The sequence below is a fragment of the Asanoa sp. NPDC050611 genome, assembly GCF_040654855.1.
Lineage (GTDB): Bacteria > Actinomycetota > Actinomycetes > Mycobacteriales > Micromonosporaceae > Asanoa.
In genome coordinates, this window is sequence record NZ_JBFAIU010000054.1 from 20199 (window position 1) to 31152 (window position 10954).

Below are 10954 nucleotides of genomic sequence, written 5' to 3' on the forward strand. Positions count from 1 at the left end.
TTTCGTCGTGTGTCAGTAGCGCGCGCGGAGCAGGCCCGCGGCTTCGACCGCCCAATAGGTCAGGATGATCTGGGCACCCGCGCGGCGGATGGAGGTCAGCGTTTCCAGCAGGGCGCGCTCGCGGTCGACCCAGCCGTTCGCCGCGGCCGCCTCGACCATCGCGTACTCGCCGGAGATCTGGTAGGCCGCGACCGGGATGTCGACCAGACCGCGGACCGCGTGGATGACGTCCAGGTTCGTCAGGGCCGGCTTGACCATGACGATGTCGGCGCCCTCCTCCACGTCCAGCGCCACCTCGCGGAGGGCGTCGCGGAAGTTGGGCGGGTCCTGCTGGTACGTGCGGCGGTCGCCCTCGAGCGAGCTTTCCACCGCTTCGCGGAACGGGCCGTAGAACGCCGACGCGTATTTCACCGCGTAGGCCAGGATTCCGACGTCCTGTCGGCCGACCGCGTCCAGCGCCTGGCGGATCACGCCCACCTGGCCGTCCATCATGCCCGAGGGTCCGACCATGTGGGCGCCGGCGTCGGCCTGGGCCACCGCCATCGACGCGTACGCCTCCAGGGTCGCGTCGTTGTCGACCCGGCCGTCCGCGTCCAGGACGCCGCAGTGGCCGTGCGAGGTGAACTCGTCCAGGCACAGGTCGCCCATGACCACCGTGGCGTCGCCGACCTCGGAGATCACGTCGCGGATCGCCACGTTGAGGATGCCCTCGGGGTCCAGGCCGCCGGAGCCTTCCGGGTCCTTCTCGATCGGCACCCCGAACAGCATGATGCCGCCTACGCCCGCGCGGACCGCCTCGGCCGCCGCCTTGCGCAGCGAATCGCGGGAGTGCTGCACGACGCCGGGCATCGCCGCGAGCGGGCGAGGCTCGGTGAGCCCCTCCTTCACGAACATCGGCAGGATCAGCTCACTCGGCGCGAGCTTGGTCTCCTCGACCAGGCGACGCACCGCCGGGTTGACCCGCAGGCGGCGTGGCCGGGCGGTGGGGAACGACGGCATCAGCGGAACCTCAGCGCGGTCGGCCCCTGCACCTTCGAGCCGCGCCGCTGCTTCGCCGGCATGGCGGCGAGCTTCTCGCGCAGTTCGACGGCGTACGACGCGAGCGCCTCGACCAGGTCCGGCACCGAGGCGTGGGCGGGCTGGACGTCGACCCGCAGGCCGAACTCCGTCGCGGTCTCGGCGGTCTTCGGCCCGATCACGGCGACCACCGTGCGGGTGTGCGGCTTGCCGGCGATGCCGACCAGGTTCCGCACCGTCGAGGACGACGTGAACAGCACCGCGTCGAAGCCACCCGACTTGATCGCGTCGCGGATCTCGGCCGGCGGCGGCGCGGCGCGGACCGTCCGGTACGCGGTCACGTCGTCGACCTCCCAGCCCAACTCGGTCAGCCCGGCGGCCAGCGTCTCGGTGGCGATGTCGGCGCGCGGCAGCAGGACGCGGCCCACCGGGTCGAGCACCTCGTCGTGCGGCGAGAACTCGGCCAGCAGGCCCTCCGACGACTGCTCGCCCGCGGGGACGAGTTCCGGCTGGATGCCGAAGGCGCGGACCGCGTCCGCGGTGGCCTCGCCGATGCAGGCGATCTTCACGCCGCCGAAGTGGCGGGCGTCCAGGCCGTGCTCGCCGAACTTCTCCCAGACCGCGCGGACCGCGTTGACCGAGGTGAAGAGGACCCACGCGTACCGGCCGTCGACCAGGCCCTTGACCGCCCGCTCCATCTGGGCCGGGGTGCGGGGCGGCTCGACCGCGATCGTCGGGACCTCGCACGGGATCGCGCCGTAGGCGCGCAGCCGGGCGCTCATCGCGCCGGCCTGCTCCTTGGTGCGGGGCACGAGGACCTTCCAGCCGTACAGCGGGCGGTTCTCCCACCAGCTCAGCTTGTCGCGGTGCGCGACGCCGGCGCCCAGGGTGAGCACCACGCGGCCGGTGAAGCCGAGGGCGGCCGCGACGAAGCTGTCGACCGTCGACGTGGTGGTGAACTGGGTCTCGCCGGTGCCGTCGCCGGTCACCCCGACGGGCGTGGTGCCGTCGAGGCCGGCGGCAAGCAGGCCGTCGCGGAGGGCGGCCAGGTCACCGGCGTCGACCGCGAGGGCGAGGGAGTCGCGGGCCACCGCGGTGGCCAGGGCCTCGAAGTCCAGCGACGAGACCTCGTCGACGTCGGCGGCGGTGCGCAGGCCCGGGAGCGGAACGCCCGCGTACGTGGCGACCCCCTCGGCCTGGCCGACCCCGGGCACGACCTCGAAGTGGACGGCGGTGCGGGCGACGGCCTGCACCTCCTTGACCACCGACTCGTGTCCGAACGGGTCGCCGGCGACGAGGTGCACGGCGGAGAGCCCGGAGCGCGCGGCGGACAGCAGCACCTTGGCCACGTCGCCGGAGGCGCCCTCGGCGGGCGTGAACTGCGCGTCTTCCTTGGCCTCGGCCCGGATCGCCGCGAGCAGCGACTCCGGCACGCCGCGGTCGTAGACGACCTGGTCGGCCTCGATCAACGCGTCGTGCGCCCGGCGGGTCAGCAGGCCCGGGTCGCCGGGTCCCGCCCCGACGAACGAGATGTGGCCTGCGGGCTTACGGGTGCGGGTCATTCTGTGCTCCCAAACAAGGTATCGGCGCCACGGTCGAGGAGCTCGGCGGCGAGTGCCTTGCCGATCTCCGCCGCGGCGCTTGGCGTTCCGGTGCGGGACAGCCGGATGGCGCGCTCGCCATCCGCACTGATCACCGCACCGCGCAGGTAGATCTCGTCACCGTCCTCGCCCTCCGCGATCTCCGCGTAGGCGGCGACCGGGGCACTGCACCCGGCCTCCAGCGTGGCCAGCAACGCCCGTTCCGCGGTGACCGCGGCCCGGGTGGGTCCGTCGTCGAGCGCCCCGAGCTCTTCGACCAGGTCATGGTCGGCGTGGCGGCACTCCACCGCCAGCGCACCCTGTGCCGGTGCGGGCAGCATCAGCATGGGGTCGAGCGTTTCGGTGATCTCGTCGGCCCGCCCGATCCGGACCAGTCCGGCCCGGGCGAGGACGACGGCGTCAAGGTCGGCTTCCGGCCCGGTGACCCGCCTGACCCGGGTGTCGATGTTCCCCCGGATCGGCGTCACCCGCAGGGGCAGCCGAAGCGCGTTGAGCTGAGCGATCCGGCGCATCGCGCCGGTGCCGACGGTCGCGCCGTCGGGCAGTTCGGTGAGGGTCAGCCCGTCCCGGGCGACCAGCGCGTCGCGCGGGTCCTCGCGCAGCGGGACGGCGGCGATGTGCAGCGCCCCCGGCTGCGCGGACGGGAGGTCCTTGTAGGAGTGCACCGCGAAGTCGATGCGACGCTCCATCAGCGCGTCGCGCAGCGCGGAGACGAACACGCCGACGCCGAGCTGCGCGACCGGCGCGGTGGACCGGTCGCCCGCGGTGGTGATCTCCACCAGCTCGACCGGCCGGCCGGTGGCGGCGGTCGCCGCGTCGGCGACCAGGCGGGACTGGGCCAGCGCGAGCTTGCTCCCCCGGGTGCCCAGGCGTAGCGGCGTCACGAATGCTCTCCCAACGGTGGGACGTCCTCGACCTGCGCGGTCTGCGGGACCTCGAGGTCGAAGAGCTGCCGCAGCAGCGTGGCGTACTGGTCGCCGCCCGGCTCCGCGGCGAGCTGCCGCACCCGGACGGTCGGCGAGTGCAGCAGGCGGCGGACGACGCGGTGCACCGCGTGCGCCACCTCGGCCCGCTGCTCCTCGCTCAGCTCGGGACGGCGCTGCCGCAGCCGGCCCAGCTCGGCGGCGACGACCTCGTCGGCCCGGGTGCGCAGTGCCGCCACGGTCGGCGCCACGTCGGCGCCGCGCAGCCAGCCCACGAACGTCTCGACCTCGGACTCGACGATGCCTTCCACCGCGACCTCGTCGGCGGCGTGCTGGCCCGCGCGCAGCTCGGCGGCGAGCGTGTCGATGTCGACCACGACGACGCCGGGCAGGCCGGCGACCTCGGGCTCGACATCGCGCGGCACGGCCAGGTCGAGCAGGACCAGCGGAGTGGTCCGGCCCTGGAGCGCGGTCTCGACGGTGGAGCGGGTGAGCACCGGCTCGGTGGACGCCGTGGCGGCGATCACCAGGTCGACCTCGGCCAGCGTGCGGCGCAGGTCGGCCATCGGCACGGCGGTGGCGCCGTACGCGGCGGCCAGCCGGATCGCGCGGTCCGCGCCCCGGTTGGTCACCGCGACCGGGCCGACCCCGCTGCGGGACAGCGTCGCGACGGAGAGGGCGCCCATCGCGCCGGCGCCGACCACCAGGGCGGGCCGGTCGGCGAGGCCGCCCGGGAAGTGCGCGGCCGCGATGTCGAGCGCCGCGGTGACCACGCTCTGCCCGGCCTTGTCGATGCCGGTCTCGGCATGGGCCCGCTTGCCGACCCGCAGCGCCTGCTGCATCAGCTCGTGCAGGGTGCGCCCGGCGCTGTCAGCCTCGGTGGCCGCGTGGTAGGCGTCGCGAAGCTGGCCGAGGATCTGCGCCTCGCCGATAACCATCGAGTCGAGCCCGGTGGCGACCCGGAACGCGTGCTCGACCGCGGCGGCGTCGTGGTGCACGTAGAGGTGGTTGGCCAGCTCGGCCGGCGCCCGGCCGGCGCGCGCGCCGAGGACGGTGCAGATGTCGCCGAGACCGCCGTGGAAGCCGCTGACCGCCGCGTAGATCTCGACGCGGTTGCAGGTGGAGAGGACCACCGCTTCCCGGACGTACGGCTGGGCGACGAGCTGGTCGAGGGTCTCGGTCAGGTCCGGCGCGGGCACGGCCAGCCGCTCGAGCATGGCCACCGGCGTGGTCCTGTAGGAAGCGCCTACGACGATCAGGTTCACGTGCCCACCGCCTCTTCCGTCCCGGTCGCTACGAGCCCGTTGGGGCTGGCCAGACCGCCGGGCAGGGCGGTCAGCGACGACTTGCGGTGCTCGTGGAAGGAGAGGATCTGCAGCTCGACCGCCAGGTCGACCTTGCGGACATCGACCCCGTCGGGCACCGAAAGCACGCATGGCGCGAAGTTGAGGATGCTGGTGACGCCGGCCGCGACCAGTGCGTCGGCGACGTCCTGCGCGGCCGCGGCGGGTGTGGCGATGACGCCGATCGCGATCGACTCGGCCGCGGCCACCGCCGCCAGCTCGGAGATGTGTCGGACGTTGAGGCCGTTGATCGGCTCACCCACGCGGTTCTGGTCGGCGTCGAACAACGCCGCGATCCGAAACCCACGGCTGGCGAAACCGGCGTAACCGGCCAGAGCGTGACCGAGGTTACCGACGCCGACCAGCGCGACCGCGCGGCGCTGGGTCAACCCGAGGGTGAACTCGATCTGGTCGATCAGCAGGGCGACGTCGTAGCCCACCCCACGCGTCCCGTACGAACCGAGGTGGGAGAGGTCTTTGCGAAGTTTCGCCGAGTTCACCCCGGCCGCCGTGGCGAGCCCCTCGCTGGAGACGGTGTCGTTGCCCGATTCGGCGAGGTTGTGCAGCGCGCGAAGATATTCGGGCAGGCGGGCCACCGTCGCCTCGGGCAGGTCCGGAAGGGCGGGCACGCCGCCGGACCGTCCGTTGGGGCCTGTCGGGCGGTGCTGGCTCATGCGACTCCGTGTGCGTTCGTCCGGTGCCCGCGAACGGGACCCCCGCGATGAAGTGCGGTAACCGGCTGTGTTAACGGGATTCGTCGGTGTTACAGCCTAAGCGCTTGTGAACTCGTGCACAAATCGCGATCTTGGTCACTCGACAACCGCCGATCCCTGCTCACGATTATTGCGTAAATGGGACCTGTACCACCAATCCCCGATTCCGGGTTCCCGGCCTTGGTACGGACAGCCCTACCCTGAAGAGGCAAGCCGACGGGATGGGGGTAAGCAGGGCCGATGCCTAGCGTCGATGGCATGACAACAGCCGTCGTTCCCAGCCCCGCGGTCGCCGCCCACCGTGGCATAGTCCGCCAACTGCTCACCGACTCGGCGTACGTGATCGTGGGCTTTCCGCTGGCGATCGCCGGCTTCGTCGCCGCCCTGGTCGGCCTGGTGCTCAGCGCCGGCCTGATCGTCACGGGCATCGGCCTGCCCGTGATGGCCGGCGCGCTGCTCCTGGCGCGGTTCTTCGCTGACCTCGAGCGGCTGGCCATCGGCCCGGTGCTCCGGACGGCCCGCGTGCGGCCGCAGTACCGCAGCGCCGAGCCGGACGCGGGCCTGTTCCGCCGGGTCCTCGCGATCGTCGGCGACAGCCAGTCCTGGCTCGACGCCCTCCACGCGCTCGTGAAGTTCGTCCTGTCGATCTTCTCGTTCGTGGTCACCATCACGTGGTGGGCCGGCGCGATCGGCGGCCTCACCTACTGGACCTACGACTGGGCGATCCCCCGCAGCGACGACGAGGTCGACCTCAACACGCTGCTCGGGCTCGGCAGCGGCACCGGCCCGCGCCTCCTCCTCTACACCGCCATCGGGGTGTTCTTCCTGCTCAGCCTGCCGATCGTGGTGCGCGGCGTGGCGTTGCTCCAGGCCAACTTCAGCAAGGGGATGCTCACCGGCGTCGCCGAGATGCGCAACAAGATCACCACGCTGGAGGGGCAGCGCCGGGCCGCCGTCTCGGCCGAGGCGACCGCCCTGCGCCGGCTCGAGCGGGACATCCACGACGGCCCGCAGCAGCGGCTGGTCCGGCTCGCGATGGATCTCGGCCGCGCCCAGCAGCAGTTCGACAACGACCCGGAGGCGGCCCGCCGGACGATCGAGGAGGCGCTCACGCAGACCCGGGAGACCCTCGACGAGCTGCGCTCGCTGTCCCGCGGCATCGCGCCGCCGATCCTGGTCGACCGCGGCCTGCCGAGCGCGCTGGCGGCCCTGGCCGGGCGCGGTGTGATCCCGATCGAGCTCGCGATCGACCCGGATCTCGGCACCGCCGGCGGCCGGCTCGACCCGGCCGTCGAGAGCGCCGCCTACTTCGTGGTCGCCGAGTCCCTGACGAACGTCGCCAAGCACAGCCGGGCCCAGATCTGCCGGATCGCGGTCTCCCGGGAGGGCGCGGACCTGCGGGTCGAGATCTCCGACGACGGCGAGGGCGGCGCGCACGTCTCCAAGGGCCACGGCCTGGCCGGCCTGGCCGACCGGGTGCACGCGGCCGGCGGCAAGCTGACCGTGACCAGCCCGGCCGGCGGCCCGACGCTGATCCAGGCCACGCTGCCGGTGTGAGCGGGTCGGTGTGATCGACGGCTGAAGGGCCCTCAACCGACGGGGGCCCTTCCACTACGCTCGGACCGGTGCGCATTGTGATCGCCGACGACGCCGTGCTCCTCCGCGAAGGCCTGGTCCGGCTGGTGACCGAGCACGGCCATGAGGTCGTCGCCGCGGTCGGTGACGGGCCGAGCCTGGTGGAGGCGATCGTCCGGGAGAAGCCCGACGTCTCGATCGTCGACGTCCGGATGCCGCCCACCCACACCGACGAGGGCCTGCGGGCCGCGGTCGAGGCACGCCGCCAGGTCCCCGGCACCCCCGTGCTGGTGCTCTCGCAGTACGTCGAGGTCTCGTACGCCGACGACCTGCTGGCCGACCGGGCCGGGGCGGTGGGCTACCTGCTCAAGGACCGCGTGGCGGCGATCACGGAGTTCCTCGACGCGCTCGGCCGGGTGGCCGGCGGCGGCACGGTGCTCGACCCCGAGGTGGTCGCCCAGCTGCTCGTGCGGCGCCGGCGCGACGACCCGCTGCGCGAGCTGACCGCCCGCGAGCGCGAGGTGCTCGGGCTGATGGCCGAGGGCATGTCCAACACGGCGATCGCCCGCAAGCTGGTGGTCAGCGACGGCGCCGTGGAGAAGCACGTGCGCAACATCTTCACCAAGCTCCAGCTGCCGCCCGACGAGGAACAGCACCGCCGGGTGCTGGCGGTCCTCGCCTACCTACGCGGTTAGCGCGAGCGCGACCGCTTCCGACAGCGAGGCCGCGACCGGGTGCCCCGAGGCGCGCAGCCGCTCCTCGTCGGTGAAACCGCCCGTGTAGAGCACGCACTCCGCACCGACGGACCGGGCGGCGTCGGCGTCGTCGAGCGAGTCGCCGATCAGCACGACGGACGCACCGTCGACGCCGAGCTCCGTGAGATGCCGCGCGAGGTGGCCGGCCTTGAACGCCCGGTCGCCCCCGAGCGCGACCTGCACGCCGTCGACCCGGCGGAACCGCCCGTCGAGGCCGAACGCGGTCACCGCGGGCACGAGGTCCTCGTGGAACCACATGGACAGCAGGGACTGGGTGCCGGCCCAGGACCGCATCGCGGTCACGGCGTCGTCGGCCAGCGCGCAGGTGGTCAGCCCGGCCCGGTACGCGTCGTGGAAGATCGCGTCGAGCTGGTCGAACTCCGCGGCGTCGACGGCCCGCCCGAGCACCATCGCGTAGTAGTCGGCGACCGGGCGGACGAAGTGCCGCCGGTGGTGGTCGCCGGTCACCGGGGCGCCGCCGACCGTCGCCAGCGCGTGATTGGTGGCGGCGACGACCAGCTCGAAGTCGTTCAGCAGGGTGCCGTTCCAGTCCCAGACCAGGTGCGTACGCGTCACGCGAGCGACTCTACCCAGACAGGTCGCGCACGAGCCGGTCCTCCTCGACCCGCCAGTAGCCGTGCTCCTTGCCGTCCAGCAGCACCACCGGCAGCCGGTCGCCGTAGTCCCGTTCGAGCTCGATGTCGGTGGCGACGTCGACCTCGGTCCACGCCTGCCCGGTGCGCGCGGTGACCCGGTCCAGCGCCTCCCGCGCGGCGTCGCACAGGTGGCAGTCGACCCGCGTCAGCAGCGTCACCCTAGGCATCGTCACCCCGCAGCTCGGCCTTGCGCACCTTGCCGATCGCCGAGTGCGGCAGCTCGGCCACGAACTCCAGCGCGGTCGGCGTCTTGAACCGGGCGAGGTTCTGCTCGGCGTGCCGGAGCAGCTCCTCCGGGTCGACGTCGGTGCCCGGTGACCGCACCACGAACGCCTTGACGGACTGGCCGGTGTACGGATGCGGCACCCCGATCACCGCCGCCTCGGCCACTCCGGGATGGGATTCCAGCACCTGCTCCACCTCGCGCGGGTAGACGTTGAACCCGTTCACGATGATCAGCTCGCCACGGCGGTCGACCAGGAACAGGTCGCCGTCGGCGTCGGCGTAGGCGATGTCACCGGTGGCCCACCACCCCTCCGCGTCCGGCCCGCCGTGCCCGTCCGGCCAGTAGCCGTCGAACAGGTTGGCACCGCGCACCACGATCTCGCCCGGGTCGGTCTCGGGCGCTCCCAGCCCCAGGTCGAACTCGTCACCGTCCAGATCGGACACGTCCGACACCTCGCTGCCGTCGGACGCGACCAGCCGCACCTCGACGCCGGGCAGCGGCCGGCCGATCGAACCGGGCTTCGGCGCCGGACTGGTGAGGGTCGAGGTCACCACCGGCGCGGTCTCGGTCAGCCCGTACCCGACGAAGACCGCGTGTGACGTCGCTCGGGTGAACCGCGCGGCCGTCTCGGGGTCGAGCGGCGCCGCACCGCTCACCGCGACCCGCACCGACGACAGGGCCTCGCCGAGGTCGGGCAGCAGCGACCAGGCCTGGTACATCGAGGGGACGCCGATCAGGCCGGTCACCCCGTGCCGGGCGATCACGGCGACCGCGTCGGCCGGGTCGAAGCGCTCGATCAGCACCCCGGTCGCACCGTGGTAGGCGACCGCGCCGAGCCCGGAGTTGAGCCCGTAGGCGTGGAACAGCGGCAGCGCGAGCAGCACGACGTCGTCCGGGCCGATCACCGTCGGCGTGATCGCGTCGATCTGCGCGTGGTTGGCCAGCAGCGCGCGGTGGCTGAGCATCGCGCCCTTCGGCTCGCCCTCGGTGCCCGAGGTGTAGAGCAACACCGCCAGGTCGTCGGTCCCGGCCGGGACGTGCGGCACGGCCGCGCCGTCTTCCGGCAGTTTCTCGAGTACGCGCGCCAACTCGGGCAGGTCTGCTCGTACGCCCTCGACGAGGCGGGCGACGTCGGGGCTCGCGACCAGCACCGAGGCGCCCGAGTCGGCGAGCACGTGGCGCATTTCGCGGGCGGTGTATCCCGGGTTCACGGGCACCGCGACCAGTCCCGCGCGCAGCACCGCGAAGAAGCTCACGGCGTACCTGGGTGAGTTGGGCAACGCGAGCGCAACCCGATCGCCGGTTGACAGGTTGAGACTCTTGAGCGCGGCTGCGGCGGCATCGACGCGGCGGTCGAGCTCACGCCAGCTCAAGGTCGCGTCGTGCCAGATCAGCGCGGGCTTGTCGGGCGTCGCGGCAGCGGCTGCCGCCACCCGGTCGGCAAGTGTGTCGGAACGGCGGTCCACCACGGTCGCCGAGTCTGGCACAGTGGCGCCGGCCGTGGCGACGCACACCGCTCGCGGTGCTCGTGCGAGTGTCCGTCGCGATCTCACCGACGGGACTGCGCGCGCGAGCCGACGAGGCACCCGCGTGTCGCCGATCGGCTAGAGGCGCCGGCATACATCGGCGTGTCGCGATTCGGCGTGTCGCGCGCTTTCCGCTGGTGGTGGCGGTCGCTTGGAAAGGTGGCAGAGGTTCGCAGCGGACAAGGTGTGCGACACGTTCAGGTGGTATCGGGAAATACTTCGGCTCTGTGTAACGGACTCCCCACACGGGGGTGATGTTGGCCCTACTATCTTTGGGTCGGCTCACCCCTTTTGTATGTGAGTCACACCCCTCATCCCCGAGGAGGCCGCTGTGCCCTTACATGCGTTGCATAAGCACCTATGTCCGCGTGCACGCGGCCAGGAGGGCGGCAAGTGACGGCCTACAGCTATGCCACCGGTGGCCTGCTCAGCCGCGAGCTGATCGACGCCCGGCGCGCCCTCGACGCGGGCCTGTCGGCCCTGCGCCGGACGCTCCACGAGATGCGGAGCCTCGACATCCGAGGTGACGGATCCACCTGGCGTGGGGGGGGGGGGGGGGCCGGGGGGGGGGGCCCGCGGGCCCCGGCCCCCCCCCCCCCCCCCCCCCCCCCCCCCCCCC

At 72.8% G+C, this 10954-nt stretch carries 10 protein-coding genes; 2 read left to right on the forward strand and 8 right to left on the reverse strand.

Annotation, left to right across the window (positions count from 1 at the left end):
• Positions 1–12 precede the first annotated feature (12 nt).
• Genes hemB through AB0H87_RS11445 form a run of 5 tightly spaced genes read right to left on the reverse strand, consistent with a single transcriptional unit; the run spans position 13 to position 5558 of the window.
• A complete protein-coding gene (gene hemB / locus AB0H87_RS11425) occupies positions 13–999 on the reverse strand; it encodes a porphobilinogen synthase (protein ID WP_360142837.1) in 987 nt (328 codons plus the stop codon).
• Positions 999–2579 (reverse strand): uroporphyrinogen-III synthase, encoded by a 1581-nt coding sequence (locus AB0H87_RS11430; protein WP_360142839.1) that lies wholly within the window; start codon positions 2577–2579, stop codon positions 999–1001. The genes hemB and AB0H87_RS11430 overlap by 1 nt, the downstream gene beginning before the upstream one ends.
• Complete coding sequence (gene hemC / locus AB0H87_RS11435; protein ID WP_360142841.1) at positions 2576–3502, reverse strand: hydroxymethylbilane synthase; 927 nt, start codon at positions 3500–3502, stop codon at positions 2576–2578. Before hemC ends, AB0H87_RS11430 begins: the two co-directional genes overlap by 4 nt.
• Entirely contained in the window at positions 3499–4806 is a 1308-nt protein-coding gene (locus tag AB0H87_RS11440) for a glutamyl-tRNA reductase (RefSeq protein ID WP_360142843.1), read from the reverse strand. The genes hemC and AB0H87_RS11440 overlap by 4 nt, the downstream gene beginning before the upstream one ends.
• Complete coding sequence (locus tag AB0H87_RS11445) at positions 4803–5558, reverse strand: redox-sensing transcriptional repressor Rex (protein ID WP_360142845.1); 756 nt, start codon at positions 5556–5558, stop codon at positions 4803–4805. The genes AB0H87_RS11440 and AB0H87_RS11445 overlap by 4 nt, the downstream gene beginning before the upstream one ends.
• 297 nt (positions 5559–5855) lie before the next feature.
• Here AB0H87_RS11445 and AB0H87_RS11450 point away from each other — a divergent pair, with 297 nt between their 5' ends.
• A complete protein-coding gene (locus AB0H87_RS11450) occupies positions 5856–7154 on the forward strand; it encodes a sensor domain-containing protein (protein ID WP_360142847.1) in 1299 nt (432 codons plus the stop codon).
• A 68-nt stretch (positions 7155–7222) separates the two neighbouring features.
• Positions 7223–7867 carry a response regulator transcription factor gene (locus AB0H87_RS11455; RefSeq protein ID WP_360142849.1) on the forward strand — a complete coding sequence of 215 codons (645 nt, stop codon included), beginning with the start codon at positions 7223–7225 and terminating at the stop codon, positions 7865–7867.
• Here AB0H87_RS11455 and AB0H87_RS11460 read toward each other — a convergent pair.
• Genes AB0H87_RS11460 through AB0H87_RS11470 form a run of 3 tightly spaced genes read right to left on the reverse strand, consistent with a single transcriptional unit; the run spans position 7856 to position 10278 of the window.
• Positions 7856–8503 (reverse strand): HAD hydrolase-like protein, encoded by a 648-nt coding sequence (locus tag AB0H87_RS11460; protein ID WP_360142851.1) that lies wholly within the window; start codon positions 8501–8503, stop codon positions 7856–7858. The genes AB0H87_RS11455 and AB0H87_RS11460 overlap by 12 nt on opposite strands.
• A 10-nt stretch (positions 8504–8513) precedes the next feature.
• Positions 8514–8756 (reverse strand): glutaredoxin family protein, encoded by a 243-nt coding sequence (locus AB0H87_RS11465; protein ID WP_360142853.1) that lies wholly within the window; start codon positions 8754–8756, stop codon positions 8514–8516.
• Positions 8743–10278 (reverse strand): AMP-binding protein, encoded by a 1536-nt coding sequence (locus tag AB0H87_RS11470; protein WP_360142855.1) that lies wholly within the window; start codon positions 10276–10278, stop codon positions 8743–8745. The genes AB0H87_RS11465 and AB0H87_RS11470 overlap by 14 nt, the downstream gene beginning before the upstream one ends.
• Between the last annotated feature and the right edge of the window lie 676 nt (positions 10279–10954).

Coding starts and splice junctions, on each gene's coding strand:
- hemB (WP_360142837.1), bottom strand. CDS start 999: ATGCCGTCGTTCCCCACCGCCCGGCCACGCCGCCTGCGGGTCAACCCG.
- AB0H87_RS11430 (WP_360142839.1), bottom strand. CDS start 2,579: ATGACCCGCACCCGTAAGCCCGCAGGCCACATCTCGTTCGTCGGGGCG.
- AB0H87_RS11445 (WP_360142845.1), bottom strand. CDS start 5,558: ATGAGCCAGCACCGCCCGACAGGCCCCAACGGACGGTCCGGCGGCGTG.
- AB0H87_RS11450 (WP_360142847.1), top strand. CDS start 5,856: ATGACAACAGCCGTCGTTCCCAGCCCCGCGGTCGCCGCCCACCGTGGC.